The organism is Streptomyces sp. NPDC025721 (assembly GCF_055558595.1).
The window spans coordinates 38,502-58,160 of record NZ_JBVHMF010000014.1 but is presented as its reverse complement, the minus strand read 5'-3'; the positions used below and the strand labels follow the sequence as shown (position 1 = coordinate 58,160).

General features: G+C 68.7%; 18 protein-coding genes. 7 read left to right on the top strand and 11 right to left on the bottom strand.

Annotated elements, in window-relative coordinates; all coding sequences use genetic code 11:
• Nucleotides 1–49 precede the first annotated feature (49 nt).
• Nucleotides 50–2,449 carry an RHS repeat domain-containing protein gene (locus tag ACZ4EF_RS20705; RefSeq protein ID WP_467505894.1) on the bottom strand — a complete coding sequence of 800 codons (2,400 nt, stop codon included), beginning with the start codon at nt 2,447–2,449 and terminating at the stop codon, nt 50–52.
• Between the two features lie 645 nt (nt 2,450–3,094).
• On the opposite strand from ACZ4EF_RS20705, the gene ACZ4EF_RS20700 reads away from it, so the two are divergent.
• The gene (locus ACZ4EF_RS20700) at nt 3,095–3,307 is read left to right on the top strand and encodes a hypothetical protein (RefSeq protein WP_391053013.1); all 213 of its coding nucleotides are present in this window, start codon (nt 3,095–3,097) and stop codon (nt 3,305–3,307) included.
• A 105-nt stretch (nt 3,308–3,412) separates the two neighbouring features.
• Nucleotides 3,413–3,820 (top strand): hypothetical protein, encoded by a 408-nt coding sequence (locus ACZ4EF_RS20695; RefSeq protein WP_355343426.1) that lies wholly within the window; start codon nt 3,413–3,415, stop codon nt 3,818–3,820.
• Nucleotides 3,821–3,936: 116 nt separating this feature from the next.
• On the opposite strand, the gene ACZ4EF_RS20690 is transcribed toward ACZ4EF_RS20695, so the two are convergent.
• The 5 genes from ACZ4EF_RS20690 to ACZ4EF_RS20670 all read right to left on the bottom strand — a co-directional run bounded on the left by ACZ4EF_RS20690 (nt 3,937) and on the right by ACZ4EF_RS20670 (nt 6,720).
• Nucleotides 3,937–4,368, bottom strand: coding sequence for an SMI1/KNR4 family protein (locus tag ACZ4EF_RS20690; RefSeq protein WP_355343423.1), 432 nt, complete (start codon nt 4,366–4,368; stop codon nt 3,937–3,939).
• Between the two features lie 251 nt (nt 4,369–4,619).
• A complete protein-coding gene (locus ACZ4EF_RS20685; protein WP_401312305.1) occupies nt 4,620–5,024 on the bottom strand; it encodes a DUF6262 family protein in 405 nt (134 codons plus the stop codon).
• Complete coding sequence (locus ACZ4EF_RS20680) at nt 5,021–5,206, bottom strand: hypothetical protein (protein ID WP_467505890.1); 186 nt, start codon at nt 5,204–5,206, stop codon at nt 5,021–5,023. The genes ACZ4EF_RS20685 and ACZ4EF_RS20680 overlap by 4 nt, the downstream gene beginning before the upstream one ends.
• 119 nt (nt 5,207–5,325) lie before the next feature.
• On the bottom strand, nt 5,326–6,510 hold the full coding sequence (locus tag ACZ4EF_RS20675) for a tyrosine-type recombinase/integrase (RefSeq protein WP_467505888.1): 1,185 nt from the start codon (nt 6,508–6,510) through the stop codon (nt 5,326–5,328).
• A gap of 27 nt (nt 6,511–6,537) precedes the next feature.
• Nucleotides 6,538–6,720, bottom strand: coding sequence for a site-specific integrase (locus ACZ4EF_RS20670; RefSeq protein ID WP_467505886.1), 183 nt, complete (start codon nt 6,718–6,720; stop codon nt 6,538–6,540).
• Nucleotides 6,721–6,860: 140 nt separating this feature from the next.
• On the opposite strand from ACZ4EF_RS20670, the gene ACZ4EF_RS20665 reads away from it, so the two are divergent.
• A complete protein-coding gene (locus ACZ4EF_RS20665; protein WP_401312296.1) occupies nt 6,861–7,172 on the top strand; it encodes an HNH endonuclease family protein in 312 nt (103 codons plus the stop codon).
• A 117-nt stretch (nt 7,173–7,289) separates the two neighbouring features.
• Nucleotides 7,290–7,577 carry a hypothetical protein gene (locus ACZ4EF_RS20660; RefSeq protein WP_401312293.1) on the top strand — a complete coding sequence of 96 codons (288 nt, stop codon included), beginning with the start codon at nt 7,290–7,292 and terminating at the stop codon, nt 7,575–7,577.
• 109 nt (nt 7,578–7,686) lie between these two features.
• On the opposite strand, the gene ACZ4EF_RS20655 is transcribed toward ACZ4EF_RS20660, so the two are convergent.
• On the bottom strand, nt 7,687–7,860 hold the full coding sequence (locus ACZ4EF_RS20655; protein WP_467505883.1) for a hypothetical protein: 174 nt from the start codon (nt 7,858–7,860) through the stop codon (nt 7,687–7,689).
• Between the two features lie 942 nt (nt 7,861–8,802).
• Here ACZ4EF_RS20655 and ACZ4EF_RS20650 point away from each other — a divergent pair.
• Entirely contained in the window at nt 8,803–10,083 is a 1,281-nt protein-coding gene (locus ACZ4EF_RS20650) for a replication-relaxation family protein (RefSeq protein ID WP_467505881.1), read from the top strand.
• Nucleotides 10,084–10,370: 287 nt separating this feature from the next.
• On the opposite strand, the gene ACZ4EF_RS20645 is transcribed toward ACZ4EF_RS20650, so the two are convergent.
• The 4 genes from ACZ4EF_RS20645 to ACZ4EF_RS20630 form a co-directional block, all read right to left on the bottom strand.
• Nucleotides 10,371–10,835 (bottom strand): BP74-related protein, encoded by a 465-nt coding sequence (locus ACZ4EF_RS20645; RefSeq protein ID WP_467505879.1) that lies wholly within the window; start codon nt 10,833–10,835, stop codon nt 10,371–10,373.
• A 121-nt stretch (nt 10,836–10,956) separates the two neighbouring features.
• The gene (locus tag ACZ4EF_RS20640; protein WP_467505877.1) at nt 10,957–11,217 is read right to left on the bottom strand and encodes a helicase associated domain-containing protein; all 261 of its coding nucleotides are present in this window, start codon (nt 11,215–11,217) and stop codon (nt 10,957–10,959) included.
• 320 nt (nt 11,218–11,537) lie between these two features.
• Nucleotides 11,538–13,319: a UvrD-helicase domain-containing protein gene (locus tag ACZ4EF_RS20635; protein ID WP_467505875.1), complete on the bottom strand. Its 1,782-nt coding sequence runs from the start codon at nt 13,317–13,319 to the stop codon at nt 11,538–11,540.
• Nucleotides 13,316–15,220, bottom strand: coding sequence for an ATP-dependent nuclease (locus ACZ4EF_RS20630; RefSeq protein WP_467505873.1), 1,905 nt, complete (start codon nt 15,218–15,220; stop codon nt 13,316–13,318). The genes ACZ4EF_RS20635 and ACZ4EF_RS20630 overlap by 4 nt, the downstream gene beginning before the upstream one ends.
• 1,680 nt (nt 15,221–16,900) lie before the next feature.
• Here ACZ4EF_RS20630 and ACZ4EF_RS20625 point away from each other — a divergent pair.
• Nucleotides 16,901–17,491, top strand: coding sequence for a hypothetical protein (locus ACZ4EF_RS20625; RefSeq protein ID WP_467505871.1), 591 nt, complete (start codon nt 16,901–16,903; stop codon nt 17,489–17,491).
• A 747-nt stretch (nt 17,492–18,238) separates the two neighbouring features.
• The gene (locus ACZ4EF_RS20620) at nt 18,239–19,465 is read left to right on the top strand and encodes an AlbA family DNA-binding domain-containing protein (RefSeq protein ID WP_467505869.1); all 1,227 of its coding nucleotides are present in this window, start codon (nt 18,239–18,241) and stop codon (nt 19,463–19,465) included.
• Nucleotides 19,466–19,659 lie beyond the last annotated feature (194 nt).

Genomic DNA, 19,659 nt, shown 5'->3' with positions numbered 1-19,659 from the left:
TGCTCTCATTATCGGTGGGGCCGTGGTCATGGGCGTCGGCTTCTGGGCCTCACGAATTTCGCGCTCCAAGAAGAGGGACGGGCAGCTCTGGAAGTGAACGGAGCTCCCGCCGACGACATGCCAAGCGCGAGTGCCACCGCTCTGACCGAGTGACATCGGAAGAGCGGCAGACCCGGGTGCAAGCGGACGCCTGGCTCCCACACTCGGTACGTCGCCCTATCAGCTTCAGCATGCCGGGAACCCGGTCGAACTGGCGGGTGGGTGAGGTGGCGGGGCCCTGGTCGGCCCAGACTCGGGAGGGGCGGCCGGAGGCGTCGTAGTCCTGGTGGACGTGGGCTTTGTAGAGGGTGTGGTTGGTGTCGGTGCCGTACCAGGTGTCGGTGCGGCGGCCGTGGTCGTCGTAGGCGAAGCGGATCTTGGTGGAGGCCGGCGCTGCGGTGACGAGCTGGGTGAGGAGGTTCGCGTCGTCGTAGGTGTAGGTGGCGGTGCCGCGGGCGTCGGTGAGGGTGACGAGGTTGCCGGACTTGTCGTAGCCGTAGGTGAGGGTGCCGCCGCCGGAGGTCGCGGTGCGGGTGGCCAGGTGCCCGAGGTCGTCATAGGTGTACGTGCCGGTGCCGGTGGCGTCGGTGCGGGTCCCGACCCGGCCGAAGCCGTCGTAGGTGTACCCGACGGTGTGAGTGCTGTCCGAATAGGTCACCGAGGTGATGCGGTCGGCGTCGTCGTAGCCGTAGGTGGTGGTGATGTTCCGGCCGTCCTTGGCCGTGGCCAGGCGTCCGTACTTGTCGTAGCTGAAGGTCTGCCCGCCCAGGGAGCCGCCAGCCACCGGAGTGACAGAGGTGGCCTGGTGGGTGGCGGAGTCATAGCCGTAGGTGGTGCTGTCGCTGTTGCCCGGGTCGGTGGAGGTGGCGACGGTGCCGTCGCTGTTGTAAGTGACCTTGGCAGCAGCGGCGTTGGCGTCGGTGGTCTGGTCGCGCTGCCCGGTACCGGAGTAGTGGTAGGTGCTGCTGTTGGACTGCGCGTCGGTGGACGCCGAGGGCAGGTACTTCGTCGCTGCGGCGGTGTTGTCGTACAGAGCTGACTGCGACGAGCCGGTGGGGGAAGTCGTCTTGGTCAGCGACTCACCGCCGTTGGCGTTGTACTCGTTCGACGTGGTGGACGCGCCGGTCCCGGCACCGATGGTGCTGGTGGAGGTGTCGAAGTTCGCGGTGTAGGTCTTGGAGCGGACGTTGCCGTCGGCGTCGGTGGCCTTGGTGACGTGCGCGGTGTTGTCTGCGCTGAGGTCGTAGGTGGTGTGCGGCACCGTGGAGACCGACTGCGTCTGGTCGGTGTTCGGCGCGGCCAGCAGGGTCTGCGTGGCAGACGGGTACGACAGCCGGGTGACGGAGTCGCCGGGGGAGCCGGCGGCGGTGTTGTGCTGGGAGACCGAGGCCACTCCGCGGCCGCCGTACGCGAACTCCGTGATGCCGCCGCCGGGGTTGGTGATCGACGTCAGCTTGTGCGCGGTGTAGCCGAAGGACGTGGTGCGGTTAAGGGTGTCCTTGACCGAGGCCAGGTCGCCGCTGCTGTTGACGGTGTAGGTGACGGTGCGGACCGAGCCGTCCGAGGCGGTCTGCTTCAGCGTCGTCACATGACCCGACGCATTGGCGTACACACCGGTCCGCTGCGTGGTGGTGCCCCGCGTCGCCACAATCGAGCCAGGCAGTGCGCCGGAGTAGCCGAGCGTGGTGGCGTTGCCGTTGCGGTCGGTGATCTTCGTGAGTTTGCCGGAGGAGTCGAACGTCTGCTTGGTCTGGCTGGAGTGGTCGGTCAGCGTGTAGGTGCCGTCGCTGTTCTTGACCAAGTCCGCCTTGAACCCGCCCGGCGCGGTGAAGCCGGTGCCGGTGGACACGAACAGGCCCGTCACACCGGCCCGGCCGCGGTAGGTCACCGATCCTTCCTCATGCACCGTCAGCGAGACGTCGTACGGGGTGAGCAGCCACCCGTACCCCGCCGGAGCCGACGTCGAGGTGAACCCGGATCCCACCGACTCGCTGTTGTACGACGCGCCGAGACCGACATCGCCGTTGATCCCGGGCAGCGTCAGATCGCTGGTGGACACCAGTACATTCCCCGAGCCCACGTCGACCTGCGCCGAGACATGGTCGCCGGCGGAGAACGACAGCCGCGTCGCACCCGGCCGTGCACCCGCGCCCAGCATCGGCGAGACATGCGTGTCCTGAAGCGTCGTCAACGCCGAGCAGGTGCCGCTTTGGCAGGCCTGCACCTGCCAGTCGAACTCCGTACCGATCGGCATCGACACCGGCAGCGTCAGCCGGGCCACCGAGCCCGAAGCGACCGTCACCGTACCGCCGTTGACCAGATCCCACGCCCCGTTCGCGGCATACGTCCCCGCGAAGAACTTCGCCGTGACCTGCCCGCCCGACGGGCTCGACACCTTCGCAGTCAACACCGGCTTCACACTGTCCACCAGCGCAACAGCCTGCGTCGGAACATCCGGCGCGGCAGCCACCACCGGCGCCCCCGACGCGATGACCACCCCCGTGGTCACCACACCAACAACCGCTCCCCAGCGGCCGAACACACATCTACGCACCCGCAGCCCACCCCCGTCAGATTCAGCGCGCCGTCCGGCGGCACGCCTGAGACATCCTGAGGCAGGCCACGTACGGAACGTTGCCGTCCGGCAACTGATTGCGGAGCGTGATGGGGGTGGCGTTCGGTCATCTCGGGAACATTCCGGCGGTCTGCCAGTGATCCACGGGGCAACAGGGATCCTGCCGATGGAGGCCCGGCCCGCGGGAGTCATTGACCGGGGATTGAGCCGGGCAACGAGGAGGAGAGACCTTCCTCATGACATGACCCGCGTCATCCGGGGGAAAGCCCGCAGCCATCGGGGCGCCCCCACGCGGGCATCGAGTCCTCACCGCAGCCGGGCCGACATCGCGGGGCGGCCGAAAGATCCGTGTTATGGCCGGTACCGTCCTGCCGGCCACGGGCCAGTGGCCGGGCGCGCAGGTGCGGCTGCGGGTCAGCGCCACGGCGTGGGCGGGCCTGGACCGCGGGCACGGGATCCTGCGCGGGCGCCGGGCCCCGGGTGACTGCCGCCGGGACCGGCATCCACCCGGGCCGCGCCGTCGAGGTGTGGCTGCCCGGACCGGACGGACGCGCCGTCCAGGAGTTCGACAGCGAGGTGTTCGACCTCTTGGACGGCGGCCTGCTCAGGACCGGACACCCCGCCACCACGCCGCGCCGCGGTCGACACCTGGACGGCCGGACCGGGGGTGCATCGGCGGTCACCGCGGTCTGACTTTCCGGCGCCTGACGGATCGAAGGGGGCGGCTCCTGGTTGGCGACGTGCCCGGCAGGGGTGACGGTGCCCGGTGCGGGACGGGTTGTCCGGTACGAAGCGGTCATGATCCTTTCTTCGATGCGGCGTACGGTCTTCGCCTCCGGTGCCGCTCTGGCCGTCCTGACCCTGCCGCTCGCGGGCCCGGCTGCCGCGGCTTCCGTGCCCACATCCGGCACGGCGGGGGAGACGGTTTCCCTTCCGGTGAGCCAGGCGCTGGCGGCGCTTCCGGTCCGGGCGGAGGACCGCACCGGGTACGAGCGCAGCAAGTTCCGGCACTGGATCGACGCCGACGGCGACGGGTGCTCGACCCGGCAGGAGGTGCTGAAACGGGACGCGCTCACAGCCCCGGTCCAGGGCCCGCGCTGCGCGCTGACCGGCGGCACCTGGCTCAGCCCGTACGACGACATGTACATCGACGACGCGAGCAAGCTCGACATCGACCACCTGGTATCTGCACCTACGGCGAGCTGAGAACGCGATGTCCCAGGTACAGCTGTCGACGGCATGGCGCCCACAGAACTCGCCGCAGGCACGCGCCTTTCCGCTCCTCCTGACACTGGAGCTGTGAGCGCTGACGCCCAGGTTGGCTACCAGTGCTCAGTAATGGTGCCGTCAGCGTTGATCTCCTCGCGTACCGTCGCGGCGTGCCGCTTCCAGACCGGCATCTCCGCTTCCGCAGTCGCACGAAGCCAGTCTGTGAAAGAGGCATGGCTGCGGAAGGGAACGTCGCCGTTCATGCCCTCGGAGTAGGACCAGACCTCGGGGTCTGGCCCGGTGCCGCGCATGAACTCGAACTGGTAACCCTGATGCATGGTGAAGACGCGGTCAGTTGGTTCGAAGTGGAAGGGGGAGTCGTTCTCCTCGAGCAGCTCGCGGGCCGCCTCTCCCAGTCCAAGAACGCGGGAGTAGTAGACGTCTTCCCCACGCATGAATCGACCTGCGCCACCGCCGATCAGCGAGAGGAACTCTCGGTAGGCATCTGCCATCGGAACCTGCTGGTCACGCTCGACCGCCAGCACGGCCTCTGCCGGCAGGCCCCGGATCTGCTCGGGGCGGGCCGTGGTCCCATCGGTGATGGCGTGGACGACAGCGCGAACCCGCTGCGCCGCTGTAAGCCTTCCAGGTTCGTCCCACGCGGTCGGCCATCGCTCCGTCGGAGAAGGTACGGCTGAGTTCTCTTCCCGGCGTCGCTTCCACCACATCTGGCACCTCATGCCCTTTGACGACTCGGTCACAGGCTGTCTACCAGAGCGCGAGGTGCCTGGGTCCGTCAGGCCTCGTAGTGGGCCAGGCGCCTGCGCAGGTCCAGATTCTCACCTTGGGCCACCTCCAAAGCCTTGCGAAGCCGGTCAACCTCTGCCCGATGATCCTGCTGTTGGCGTGTGAGGCGCGCGCTCAGCGCCCGCACCGCAGCTGAGGTTGACCGATCTTCCAAGGGTTCTGTTGGCCTCGTCAGAGTCTGCCCGGCCTTGTCGCGGTGCCGTTCGATCTGGGCGCGTAGGTCCGGGCTTCGATACAGGAAGTCGGTGCTCACCTCGGCCTCCCGGGCCACGGCGGTGAAGCTGATGGGCCTTCCCGCCTTGGCCAGCTGGGCGAGGGCGGCGCGGGCCCGCTTCTCGGTTTCCTCGGTCCGGGCACGGATGGCTTGGCGGAGATGTTCGGGCAGCGGTGTCATGCGGTCGGCTCCTGCGGTGGGGTGGTGGCCGGCAGTTCGGGGCGGTCGGCCGCACCGGCTCCGCGTACCGCCCGCAGTTGCCCGTCCTCGTGGACGCTGACCTGGTCCAGGGCGACGAGAACCTTGGTCAGTGCGCGGGTCTCGGACAGGCGACCGGCGAGCCAGATGTTGTCCTCACCCATCGGCTCGCCGTGGCGAACGGTGAACTGGGTCTGACGCCGGGTGATCAGCGCCTCCGACTGTTGAAGCTGGTGTTGGAGTTCCTCGCGATGGCTGGCATCGGTGACGAACTTGTCGCAGCTCAGGCAGGCGTTTCCCTTCGAACAGACTTGCCGGGGCGGCAACATGCACCAGCCGTTCGGCAGAACCCGGTCAGCGCGCTGGTCCAGGTGCAGGAGGTCGTAGAGGTCGCTCGGATCGACCTCGGCGGTCCGGCCGTCACCTTCTTGTAGCGCAAGAACTCGCGCTCGGCCGTCACCGCCAGGGTCTTGGCGTAGTGCATGGTCATGGTCGGAGTGATGTGGCCCAGGTAGCGCATGACGACGTGGATCGGCACCCCGGCGTTGATCAGGTCGGTCGCCCGGGTGTGCCGGAAGGTGTGGGTCTTGGACACCTTGACGGGGCGGCCGACACTGTCGGTGATGGCCAGCTCCTCGGTCAGCACGCCAAGTCGACTGTGGAACGTCGCCGAAGCGTAGGGCCTCTTCCCGAGCCGGTTGTTCTTGGTCTGCAGGAAGAGATACGGCGGGTCCGTTCCCTCTGGGGCGCCCTGCGCGGCGATGAACTCGCGGGCCCACTTCTGCTGGAGACGGCCCCGGTACAGGTTGCAGAAAATGTAGGCGTCATCCCAATCGTCGAGTTCGACGTCGGCGCCGGCCTCGCACAGCGCCCACACCCAGTCCCCGTACAGCCGGTCCAGGGATGAGCCGACGAAGACGCGTCGGTAGCCGCTCTTGGCTTGCAGACCGTGCGGATGGTCCTCGCGGTGCACCACTTCGACCTGGGCGGTGGTACCCGTGCCGGTCTTCCAGTCCCGGTGCCGCAGCCCCAACGCCTCGCCCAGCCGCAGACCGGTCTCCTCCAGCAGCGTCCACAGCAACCGGTACCGCAACTCACCCGACCAGGCACCGACAACCGGATCCCACAACGCCTCCGACTCGCGCAGTGACGCCATCTGCCCTGGCAGAAGAACAGGGACGGGCTTCACCCGGACCCGGACCTTCACGACACTCGAATGCCGGCCCTGCTTGCGGGCCACATGCTCCAGGAACGGCAGATAGTTGCCCGGCCTGGCATGTACCGTCTCGTACAGACGGCCCGCGACCTCGACCCCACGTGCGGCCTGGTAGCGGTAGAAGCCCAGCACCGCCCGCACCCGACTCGCCACCGTCGCATCGGCCGCCCTCTCCGCGGCGCGCAGCGGGACGACGGCCTCCGCGACCCCACCGCGACGCAACTGCCCTACGAACGTGCCGAGTTCGGTCACGCCGACCGTGTCCCATCCCTGCGAGCGCTACTCCAGGAACGACCACCACAGCGCCAGGCCCCGGGCATAACTCCTGATCGTGTTCGGTGACCGGTCCGTCCCCCGCAGGTACTCCAGATACTGCTCAGCCGGCTCCGCGACCCGGAAGTCACCCGCGACCACCGTCCACGTCGGCCCGGCCCCGGTCGCCACCCGTTGGGTGCTCGCCACCACATCCCCCTGCCTGTCATCACTGTCAGCGGCAAATAGCCGCTGCACCGGATAACGCAACGCTCACAGAAAGGAAACCGGGCAATCGCCCTCTGTCACGGATGTCAGCGGCAGGCACGTGAGGGGGCGGATAACACCTGGTGCCGCTCGCCGAAGCCTGGGACAGCGGTGCCTCGGCCTGGACGCCCAAGGAACGACAGGACTACGCGAACGACTTGGGGGACCCGCGGGATCTGGTCGCGGTCTCCGCGAAATCCAATCGGTCCAAGGCCGACAGGGACCCGTCGCAGTGGCTGCCGCCGGCCGCCGGTTACCGCTGCACCTACGTCACCGACTGGATCGCCGACAAGACCCGGTGGGGCCTGGACATCGACACCGCCGAACAGGAAGCGCTCGCCCGCACCCTCGCCGACTGCCCTGACACTGTCATCACCGTGACCACAGCCCGGTGACCGCCGGTCTCTGGCCGCTGCCCTGCTTGAGGATTCGGCGGCGGGTCCTCCGGGCGGCGTAGCAGGCCGTGCCCTCCCGGTTCGGCGGTCGTTGGCCCGGCCATGAAAAAGATGATCATGCGCGGGGCGCTGACGGCCGCGGCGGTGGCTTTGGCCGCCACGGCCGGTGCCACTCCCGCCTTCGCGGACAACGACAGCAACTTCGGCAGCGGCGTGAACGCCGCGAACAACTGGAACTTCACCGCCGCCGCGGTGTGCCTCCAGGAAGTCGCGGTCGTCCCGGTGCTGGGCGACTACGTCAGCGACCACGCCAACAACTGCTCGAACGGCAACGTCATCGACCACACCGCGAGAGCCGTGCAGGGAGTGGAAGGAGATGTGACCAGCGACCTGACCGGCCACTGACACTGATCCGTTTCCGCCGGGCCTGGTGCGCAGCTGGGATCCGTCGGCCACCGTTCCCCTCACCTGACAGCAGCCCGTGAGGGGAACGGCGTGGTCGCCAGCGTGCCGACTACCGGCGGGCGTTCGGCCGGCGGTGGGTGCGGCGGCCGCGCCTGGGCTGGAGTTCGCGCAGGGCGGCGCGGATCTGTGGTGCGGTCGGTGCGGGGCGGCCGTGTGCGGCGAGGCCGTCGAGGAGGTTGTCGACCAGCCGCGTCAGGTGGTTGATCCTCGGGTTGCGCCTCATGGTCGTCTCCTTCGGTCGGGGTAGCGGGGGCCGGTTGCTGCCCTCGTCCATGGGCCGCCCGTGACAACCGGCGGCGCTTCCCGGTGGCAGTGAACAAATTCGAGGTGGATGTGACTGGTGTGACGTCCGGACGGCGGCCGCGCCGCAGGGCCTCCACGGCAGGCCACCCCTTGACCACGCCGCGCCGTGGTCGGCCGGCGCCCGCGTTTCTCCTGGACCGCTGGGGTTGCGGGGTGGGAACAGGTCGCGTACGAGGGGTGCGCGTGCAGGCTGCTGCGGCCCGCCGGCGGTGGCTGCTGGCGGGTCGGAAGGAGGGTCGCGGTGGTGGACACGGTGACGGGTGCGCGGCGGTGGTCGGCGGGGCTGGCGCGGGGTGCAGGCTGGGGAGACCTGCCGAGCGGCACGGAAGGGCACTGCTGCGGCGCGGCAAAGTACGGGGGGAGCGGCGAGGGCCGGGGTTCGGGCAGGTCAGCGGGCTGGGTCAAGTGCACGGGGTTCGGGTCGGACGGCACGGCGGGCCCCGGCTGGCGGCCGCCGGCGGCGGTCGTGTGCGCGATCGGCCCGTCCCGGGAGCAGGTGCGCGGGCCGGCTACCGCCGGTTCCCCATGGGTGTCCCCAAGCCTGTACCCAGGAGTGCACCCGACCCCTTCCCGCCCGGACGGATCGTTGCCCCTGGTCAGGCCCCTTGTCCCGAGGTCACCGGTGCTGCCAACCCCTCTGCCCTCCACCCTCCTTGGCCGCACCGATGAAAAGGAGACGGCGCGGCTGGGGCGGGTGGAAGGGCGCGAGGGGTCCACGCGCGGATTGGGCCTGCGGCGGGCCCTGGCCGTGCCGCTGGCCGCCGCTGATGCGCCGGCCGGCCAAGGGGGGCGCCGCCGGGCTGTCGGCGGCATCGGCGACCATGGACAGCCTCCACAGCCCGACGTCGCAGGGGAGGCACACGTGGCGGACACGGCAGGCCCGGTGACCAAGCCGGGGGAGAACAAGGCGCGGCGGCCGCGGTCGACGGTCCGCGACCAGGAAGACGTGCTGCGGGTACTGGGTGTGCTGAAGGTGGCGACCGCGACGCAGATCATGGAGCTGGTCCGCCCGCACCTGTCCGACAACAAGGCGATCCGCAACGCCCTGCTGGTGCTCCAGGCCCAGGGCAAGGTGCTCTCGGAGGGCAGCCCGGCGGGCCCGGCGGGGAAGTTCGGTGCGCCGGACCGCCGCGGTGAGCCGTCACAGAAGCTGTGGGGCCTGACCCCGGTCGGACTGGACTCCGCAGCCGCCCACCTCAAGCGAGAGCCGGACGTGATGGGCGGCCGCGCGCGGGGAGCGGGCACCGGGGGCGCTCCGCACGCGATGGCGGTCAACGCCACGATCGTGGCGTTCACGAGGGGCGGCAGGTCGCCGGGCGCCCCGGCCGGGATCGGCGGCGTCACCTCCTGGCGCACCGAGGTCCCGCACCCGCTGACGTCCTCGGGAAAGCGCAACGTCCGCGCCGACGCGGTGTTCCAGGACAAGGCCGCCGGACTGCCGCTGCTGATGGTGGAGGTCGACCGCTCCACCGAGCCCGCGCACGTCCTGGCGGACAAGGTCGGCGCCTACGCCGACGTCTACGCCCGCCGCGTCCGCGACCCGGCACTCCCCTCGAGCACGGGCCGCGGCGCAATCGGCGAGGCGAACACGGTGCCGTTCTGGACCACGCTCTACCCCCGCACCGGGCTGCCCGGCCTGCCGCCGCTGGCGATCGTGCTCACCGGGGCCGGCCCCACCGCCCTGACCAACCGCATGCGCACCGTGGCCGACCTCTCCCGCGAGCACTGGGCCGCGCAGAAACACGCCGACCAGGGCTACGGGCTGCACGGCTACGCATCGACCATCGACGAAGACTTCTACCTCAACTTCACCGGCAAGGTCCCGCTGGTAATGACAACCCTGGACCGTCTGAAGGAGCACGGACCCATGGGGCCGGTGTGGTTCCGCGTCGCGCAGGAACGCGGCGGTGAGCCCGAACCGCTGCTCCAGGCGCTCACCGACACCCACACGGCAGCCGAGTACCGCCAGCGCGAGAAGCAGCGCCAGCGCGCCGCCGAAGCCGAGCAACGGCACCGTGAGGCAGACGAGCAGAAGCGGCTGGATGACGAGTGGGCGCGCTCAGAATGGTTCGACACGCGGGAGCGCGAGATGAAGAAGCTCGCCCGCCTGTGGGACGACGCCGCCACCGGAGACGAGCGGTGAACCCCTGGCCCGCGCATGTCGGCCTGGTGACAGCGGCGGGGGCCGGATGTGTCACTGCCGCGACAGTGCCGCTGAGCTGCTCGCTCCAGCCTTCGCGTCCGCTCGGAGGAGGCCCTGGAGCGTAGCGGGGGCGTCAAAGGCCGTCCAGGTCTGCGACAGACAACCCGGTCCGACGATACGACCGGGACGCCCCGGCAAGGCCGCTGTACGGCCCTGTGGCCGGCTGATGGCAGCAGCCGAGCGTTGGCCGCTTCGTGTCAGCGGGGCACCGCTGGGAATCCGGTCGGTTAGTCGGCGGACACTTCCCTGACGAGACGTGAGGTCCAGTCGCACCAGATCCGGCCGGGGAGGAACGCGCCGCCGGCCTCATCCAGGTACTCGTTGACGTACGGGATGGTCGCGTCGCAGACCTCGATCCCATGGGTGAAGAAGCGGGTCTGCTCGGGGTCGGCGTGGAACTCCCACTTGGGGTTATAGGAGGCCGTGCTCTTGACGATCCGGGTGATCACGTGGGGCTCTTCGGTCGACTTGCCGTTGAGGAGTTCGCGGGCGTGCTCGATGTCCTCGCTCTTCGTCAGCTTGATGGTGAACTCCGCCTTCGTGACGTCGGTCATCACGAAGTACGCCGGGCCCGCGGCGGCCGCGCGGCCTGTCTCCTGCTGAGAGGCGCTGGCCTGGGAGGGCTGTGCCGCGGCGAGGGCGAGTACACCGACGGCGGCCAGTCCGGCCGCCTTGGTGAAGACACGTCGCATAAGAGTCCCCTAGATCGTGGGTCGCCGCGCCCATCGCGGACGACTACAAAGAGTATTCAATCAGTTACTCAAAGTCTTCTGGCTGATATCAAGGCTCGGGTCGCCGAGGGACGCTACCCGCCTACCAGCGCATGCCCAGCTCGGTCAGCTCCTGGCGCCGCTCGGGGCTGAGCTTGTCGGCCCGCCTGCGGGCGTTGTCGACGAACATGCCGAGCTTGTGTTCGACGCCGTCCACGACTTCTACAGCCTTCCTGGACGGCTGTAGGTGGCCCTCACGGGCGTGGAACTGCCGGGCCGCCGCCATGTTCGCGTTCCACTTGTCCGCCTGCGTACGAGATGCCGGCGGCCGCTCGTCAGGCCCGGCGGGGGACAGGTTGAGCATGTGCTCGAGTATGTCGGCTCACTCAGAATGGCGCGGTCTGCTGATCTAGATGCTCTCTGACCTGGAGCGCCCCAGGTTCTGAGAATTGTGGAGCAGACTCGAAGCATGGCGTCTGGCCAGCGCTTCACGATGTTCGTGATCACAGGCTTGAGGGTTGCTATGCCTCTGACCTGTGGTGCCCCAGGATTTGAGATGGTGCCCCGATCTTGGCGATGGGACGTTCAGGTGCAGGGTTCTTGGGTGGCTTCTTGAGCCTACTGGGCTGGGCCGGGGGAGTGTTGTGGGCTTGGCTCCCTGTTTTGCAGGCTGGGGCCGGGGCTTCAGAGGACTTCGGCGGGTACTTGGTGCGCGGTGAGGAGCTGGAGCAGTGGCTCTGCTTCGTCTTCGGGTACGGCCAGGGCGGCAAGGCGTCGTGCGCGGGTGAGGGCGACGTACCAGATCCGCAGTTGTTCGTCGGTTGCCGGGTCGCTGGTTGCCCAGCGGTTGATGTTGCCCGGGTCGGGGAGGAACAGGAGGACCGCGTCGGCTTCGTCCCCTTTGACCTGGTGGACTATTGCGGCCCGCATACCTGTGCCCGCGGTGGGTCTGGCGAGAGTGACAGTGCCGCCGAGGCGGCCTTTGAGACCTTCGGGCGCGGCTTTGGGTAGGGACGGCCACGCCTTCAGGGCCTGCCATACGTCGGCGGCCCAGTCTCTGTGGGGGGTGGGGAGTTCGTAGAGGAAAGCGAAGGAGGTGCGGTGCAGATGGACGAGGGGGATGCCGAGGTTGACGCAGATTCTTTCGGGGCTGCTGGTCTCCTGAGGGAACCAGTAACCGAGCAGAGTCCGGGAAGCCACCATCGTGGCCCGGGCGAGCTGGCCGCTGTCGATTCCAGGGGTGTGCACCACGGTGTGAGCCCAGGCCAGGGCGCTCAGGGCGTTGGCGCCCGGCCGTTCGCGGGTCACTCCGGGCAGGGTCGCGTAGCGGTGTGCGGTCAGTAGGCAGCCCTCGGGGAGGATGCTGTGCCGCTGGGCGTGGGCGCGGAAGACGTCGACGACTGGCTGCCCGCTGCGGGCGTGCTGGTGCTGACTGCCTCTGGCGGCGAACCGGGTAGGGAAAATGGTGACCGGGATGCTGTCCCGCCGCACTACTGCGGTGTCGGGCGGGCGGGAGCCGGCACGCAGGGTGCTGGCGAGCCGGCAGATCACGGGAGAGCTGCGTCGGTTGCCGGTCAGGCGGACCGTGGCGGCATTGATGCGTGTGGCGAAGTCCTGCAGAGCTTGGGGCTCGGCTCCACGCCAGGCATAAATGGCCTGGTCGGGATCGCCGACAAGGATCAGCGGTAGTCCGGCGTCGTGCAGGTGCCCGAGGATCGCCAGGTCGGCTGCCGAGCAGTCCTGCGCCTCGTCCACGATGAGCTCGGCGAACCGGGAGAGCAGGGGAGGCACCAGCCACTGGGCCTTGGCGGGTGTCCGCAGGTGCCACAGAGCCCGGTAGCGGGCCTCGTGGCCGGTGTAGTAGCCCCGCTGGCACCAGTGGTTCCGTGTGGTGAGGATGGCCTCCTGCCACGCCGTGCGGTTGTAGGCGCTGTCGGCGAGTGTCCGTTCGGTGTCGGCGTCCACGAGTTCCCACGCCACGCGTTCGTTCATCCCGTTGCCGGTGACTTCAATGGCCAGGGGAAACTGGCCGAGCAACATGGCGCGGTCGAGGCCGGTCACGGGGGCTTTGACAGCTCCCCAGGATTCCAGGAGCCGTGGTGCTGGGTCGGCCGGTCGCAGCGGTTTGACCAGGAATTCCCATACGAAGGAGTCGAAGGTCCCGATGAAGTGCGGGACTTGCACAAGGTCGCTGCGCCCCGCTTGGCGGCAGCGTCGGGCGATCTGGTCGCGTGCTACGCGTGTGAAGGAAATCAGTGCCCGGCCGGCGCGCAGCGGTACGGGCGTGGACTGCAGGTGCCGGGTGGCCACGACGTGCGTCTTGCCCGCTCCGGGGCATGCGGGCACGTAGGCCGGGGCGCGGACGCTGGCTGCGGCCGCTTGCTGGCCCAAGGCGGCGGCGCGGAGTTGGGTCTGCGATTGACCGTTGTCATCGTCCGCAGGCTGCCCGGTCTCGGGGGTGGTCATTGCTGTGCGGCCTGGTCTGTCGGCTCCTCAGCGGCGGGGGGAGGCCCTTGTGGGGCGTCGGTGCACAGGAAGCGGATGGCATCGGCGAGATACCCAGGAACTGTGAACGGCATGGCGCTGTCGTCGAGGACGTCGGCGAGTTCCTGGGCGAAGTGGCCCTTGGAGATCGGGGTGCCTGGCGGTTGTTGCCCGGCCCTGTCGGGGGTCCGTTTCTCCTTTTCGATGAACAGTTCACCGAAGGCCTGGGCGGGGTCGGTGCTGGCGATGACGGCGTTATCCCATCGTTTCTGGGAGTTGGGGGCGCATCGCAGGAACGCGGCGTGCAGAGCGTCCCGGTTGCCGGCGGACCACAGGGCGGGCTCCAGGGTGCGCGGTGCGACAGCCAGGTGCATTTCCCCGGGGGAGTCCCATTGCTGGGGAAGAGCGCGCAGGGTGGTGAGTCGTTCGGGTTCGGGGTCGCCCGGGGCGACGTCGGTGTCGGTGATCGCGGCGACCTTGCGGGCGAGGCAGATACCGTCGACCGGGGCCAGCAGCACCTTCAGGTACACCTCGAATCCCACGCCGTCGACGATTACCCGGGTGGTGCCGAAGAACCGCTCGACGGCCTCGAACGCAGCCTGCCGCTGGCCGGGCGTGGGGTTTCCGGGCGGCGCAGCCAGGACCCGTTTGGCCAGCGCCGGCAGGAGCAGCAGCTCGGATATCCCCTCGACCAGGAACGCGCGGGGCGAGAACAGCAGAGCGCTCTTGGTGGCGTCCAGGTAGCGGTCGAGATGCCGGATCTGGCGCCGGTCCAGCCCGAGTTGGGGAATGGGCAGTGGCCGGGCCTGCCACGTGCCGGATGCGGCCCGAGGGCACCGGGTCATGACCACGAGGTGCTCGACACTTGCTGCGGCGGACAGGATGGGGGAGTGGGTGGTCACCACGATCTGCAGGTGTCCCGCGGGCTGGGAGGGGTCCTCGACGGTGCGGTTGCGTGACCGCTCTGCGCGGCGCTGGAGGTACCGCAGCAGCAGGGTCTGCAGTTGCGGGTGAAGATGGGCCTCTGGCTCCTCCACCAGCAGTACGGTCAAGTCGGCCTCGGCGGCTGCGTCCAGTTCGGCCATGACCGTGGCGATGAACAGTGTGTTGGCGTAGCCCAGACCCGAAGCAGTCAAAGGAGCCGCAGCCGCGCCGGTGTCACCCAGCAGCACCCGCAATGACCTTGCGATCGACGAGAAGGTGGGTTCTGCCAGCGCCAGGTCGCTCGCCTGGGGATGTGCTCCTGCCGTCAGATCGCCCAACGGAATGTTGATCTTGTCGCGGACGGCTGTGACATCGACGTCGTCAGTGACCGCCTTGAGGCGGCCGCCGACGCGCTCGACGAATTCCTCCACGCGCTTGTCGTCCCCGAGCAACCCGCGCAGGATCATCCTCACCTGGTCCCCGCCTGCCGAGGCCAGCTCCCGCTCGGCATCCCGGAGCGCCGGCAGGTACACATGCCGCACACCGCCGCGCACTGCAGGCTCGCCCGTGACCGGCTGCGATGCCCCCTGGGCCCAGGCGCTGCTGCCACGCCGGCCACTGCCCTGCGGCGGCGTGTAGGACACCTGCCATCGCGCCCGCCGCCGGTCGGTGGGACCGCTCTCGTGGACAAGAGCTTCGAGATAGGCCCCACTCTGGCGGGGACTGATGTCGGCCACATCCAACTGCAGACTCGGACCGGGCATCTGCGCCGTGGCCGACCGCAGGACGTCGCTCTCCTCGAAGTACCGTGATCGTCGTCCGTCCAGCGGATCGGTGAGAAGCCGCAGTGCCTCGATGATTGTCGACTTGCCCGCGTTGTTCTCGCCGACGAGGACGGTGATGTCCTCGCGCAAAGGAACGCGGGCAATCTCGCACGACCGGAACCGCTCGATCAGCACCTCTGACACGTACACGCTGCGTCCCCCCGGACCGGTCAGGCCCCCATCGCGCAGGAGCGATAGGCAGCGGATCATGGTGCCGGGACTGATCCGGCACCGGTAGCGCTGCGTGCCCGACGGGGTCAGACACTAGTTCAGCGCCGCGTCGGCGGCGGGCTCCTGCGCGGGATGACTGGTCCTCATGATGTAGGCAGTAGCCCGCCGTTCGGCCGGTGCCGCATCCGCACCCGGCCCGGGAACGTGCGATGCCCGTTGTCAGCCGGAGCGGCGGGAGTTCGGGGCGCCGCCGCGCCGACCGGGCTTCGGGCCGGGCTGCTGAACCCGGCCGGCTACCACGCGCCGCGGCGGGCCGGGGCTGTGCTCCGTGGGAGTTGTCGGGATGCGCTCCTGGTGCCGTCAAGTCTCCGGCGGCTGGCGGGTGTTGTCTCGGATTGCGGGTGGCTGCCCGTCAGGTGGGGACTCAGCAGGCCGTAGAGACGTTCTTCCAATCTCCTGCCGGTAAGTGATCCACTGCAATTTCCGCTCGGGATCTGTTACCTGATCCACGGTCGCATTGAACTTCTCATCCAGCAGACTTCCTTTCCGCTGCCTTACGTGGTCCAGGATCAGGCTCGTCATGGGAAGGGCGAGACTCCCGGCCAAAACAATGAGAGCTACGGCCCACCACGGCGCTCCTGTCATGGATCCGGCCGCGGCAGCCGACAGTCCTGTCAGGGTCCCCTTGACGGGAGCAGAAGAGGGGAGGTTCACCGATGTGCCCTTCCGGCACATGGCGGCCCCGCCGCCTCGTGCCTGACAAGCCGACAGCGGCCGGCGATGACAAGGAGAGGCGGCGCGCGAGCGCCGAGGCGTGCGGGCACGCCAAACACCGGCGTGGCCCAATGCCATGCCGGTGCTCTTCGAAGCATGTATGCGAAGCGCCCAAGTGCAGGCGCGAACCCCGAACCGAGAGGTTATGCGAGTGTACTAGCGGGGGAGATACTAGGGTTTTTGGGCGCGGCCGGAAACTACTGCACGTTAATAGAACGAGCAGTGACCAGACTCCACGGCCTATTCACTAAATCTCTACCTGTGCGCTTTCGCTCTTCTCGGAACAGGCTGTCCGTCCTGTGCTGCGGACACGCCTGACGTGGGCTCAGTATGCCCCACGGGGACGGGCGTTGACGCACGACGAGCGAAAATGGGGGGTGGGGGTGCGAGCTGCGCGTCATGGCCTTCGGATCGGCAACAAGGGCCGATTCGGGTTTTGGACACACCGGTACTGCTGGCAGCATGGTTGCGCTAATTTTTGCAAGCGGTAAGCGGTAAGCGGTAAGCGGCAAGCGGCAAGTGCGCAGGTCACAGGCCTGGTCCTGTGACGTTGCACCGTAGATGGCCATGATCCAGGGCTGATGACCAAAGCTTTCACGCTGCTTGGCCTGCCTGAAGACCTCACCGGCCAGCGTCTGACGCTGCCCTGGAGTCCTGCTTCCCGGACATCGCTCGCCAGCTGAGCTGGTACTGCAAGGTGACCGTGCCACCGAGGAGACCATCGTTCGCGTGCTCGGCGAGCCGGGCGGGATACTACGCGCACCATGTCAGATCCGCTGGAGCGTCGGCCGGGCCGGGTAAGGGACTCAGGCAGCCGACCGCTCCACTACGCTCCTACCCCCGGCCACCTCGACGCGAAGGGCCTTGCTGATGCTTTCTTACCTCGGCCCGGAACAGCTCCCGGCAATGGCGTTCGCGTTTCCGGCCGACGCCGAACTGCCCAGCGCGGCAACCTTCCAGGAGATCCGCAACCAAGCTGACCTTCCTCGGCCGATGGGGGCTCGGCCGATGGGGGGTCTGTGGTGTTCCCCGGTTGTCCCCCGACTACCCGAAGGCGCTCCGGCAACGACCGACTGGACCAACTGGTGCAATGCACCCGAGCGGATTCCGCACCCCTTCCTCCACCAGAGTTCGGGACGGCCATACGACACCGCCGTCATCATTGAGCCGCTTCCCGGAGCACGGGTGTACCAGATCGACACGGCGGAAGACCTGGATCGTCTGTGCTCGACCTACCCGCTGCGCAGGCCGAGCCCGTTGTTCCCCATCGGACCGGACTGGGAGAAGATGACGACCGATGGACTCGCCGCTGTCTACGTGTCGGCCGCCGGGCTGGCCGCAAACGACCAGCGTTTCTTCGTGAGAGAGCCCTCGCTGTATGGCTGGGACTGCCCGAGCGTGCTGTGGCTGAAGCCGGCCTTCAGGCTGGGTATCGAGTGGCAGATCGCCTCGGCCGAGTGACGGCAGCGCCGCCTGCTGGAGCTCATTCGCGCGAAGCCGAGCCACCCAGCCCCAACAGCAAATTGCCGCCCCTGGCTAAGCGCCAGGTACGCCTGAATACCACCCTGATCCGCCCTCTGGACATAGCCACCTGGCCTGCAAACTTTGGACAGCTACGCAGCACAGTCACAGGTCTGCCTCGAAGCAAGTGGAGTTGCGGCTGGGGGCGCCGGCGGGGGCCGAGTCGGGACCGGATCCCAGCAAGGCAGCCAAAGGGCCCGGCGGCCACGCTGCTGGCCCCTGCCGCTGGCGGCTTTGGCCACCGGCGCTGACCTTCCGCCCTGAGCGTCGCCCAGATCAGCGGTCTTAGCCTTCGCCGACCCGCGGCCCGGCTGGGGAAGCCAACTCCTCAAGAGGGCTGTCCAGGTCTACCAGCAGCTCCGGTTCTTCCTGCTCTACGGGCAGTACGACGCGGCCTCCACCGTCGAAACCTTCTGCGGCCGATGATACGGCTTCGCCTCGCTCGCAGCCCGGGGGACTGGATCTGTAGCCGCTTCTTGGCCCTTCCAATTGGGCACGCGCCCGGAGCCACCGAGGATGTTCACCACCCGCGATGCAAGGCAGGAATTCCACGACGCCATGCTGAGCTGCTTCGCTAACGTGACCGGGTGAACCCTCGAACCACATTCATCCGATCGACGGGCGGCCCGTGTGACGTCTACCGCTTCCCTGTTCGCCTGCCGCGCTGAAGACGTGACCCTGGAACGCGTGCGAGAGCTGGTCGCCGTCGGCCAGCCTGAGAGCTTGACCTTGGAGTACAAGGAGAGCTACGCGCAGAAGATCCCCGACTCGGCCGCAGCGATGGCCAACAGCTACGGCGGGCTCATCCTGGTCGGCGTCACCGAACGCAACGTGCCCGACCGGATCACGGGCGTCCCGGAGTCCACAATCGTCCAGATCGTCAACGCCTGCCACCAGAAACTCGAGCCGCCCTGGGAGCCGGAGATCATCCCGGTCGCGTTGCCGGGCACCGACGGCCTGATGGTCCTAGTCGTCCGTGTCGACCCCGCGAAAGCGCCGCGCCCGCTACTGATCGGAGGCGCAGCCCCGATCCGCCTTCACGGACGCAACGCGGTCGCAGACCTGCCGCGTCTGACACAGCTGATCAGCGAGACCGCACCCCAGATGATGGCCACCGGCATGCGGCTGCCGCCGGCAGAACTTCCCCTCCGCGGCGACGGCCAGGAAGCAGCCGACTTCGTCGTGCGCACGGGCATGTTCGTGCCGGTCGATGCCTCGGCCACCTGGCGCCCGCTGTCCGAACGCGGCGTGCAGGCACTCGCCGCCGCCCTGAACGCCTCGCCCCTGTACCGGACCTTGCTCCACTGGTCCGCATCGCTGGGGACCGGAGGCATGAACCCGTTCCACCGGTCGGGCTTCAACCGCGCCCGCAACGTCCGCCTTCTGTGGCAGGGCGGGCCGGGCGGAGAGCCGCCCTTCCCGCTGGAGGCCATAGCCAAGGTCGACCTGCCAGCCGCCTACGGTGCTCCCGTCTCGCACCTGCAGGTCTCCCTGGAAGTCCTTGTGCGCATCAGCCACACGACCTCAGGACAGCCAGGCAACCTGCGCCTCTCCGTGGCACGCCTATACGAACTTGTCGACGCCCTGGCGGCCTCGCTGGTCGACCCACCGGTCACCACCGCGCTGGCCGCGCTCGCCGGCGTCGACCCCCTGGTGGTGCCGCAGCCGATCGGCCTGGACTTCAAGAGCAGCACCGACGTACCGGTTCTCCTCGAGGGCAACGGCCTGACCTCGATCCTGGATGCCGGCACCTCCCGCGGGGCCAGCCTGCTCGCCGATCCCGGTATCGACCAACGCGACCCAGCGGAGCGCCAGGCCCTCATCGACAGCTGGCTCCAGCAGATCAGCCTGGATGCCGGGTTGCTCGGCATGGAGAAGATCCTGGAGCAGCTCCACGCCAGTCCTTCCCACTAACCGGTCGCGTAGGGCGCCTGGCCCGGAGCGTTCATACTGCCGGCGCGCGGCGATGCCCAGGGGCCGGACCGGTCGGCGGACACAGCAGGGCGCGCGCCCCTGCTGGGCGCGCCAGGACGGCGCGGCGGATCTCGGCGTCGGCGAAGTCTGCGCCGCCAGGGACGGGGCAAGCCGGGGACAGAGAGTTACCGGGG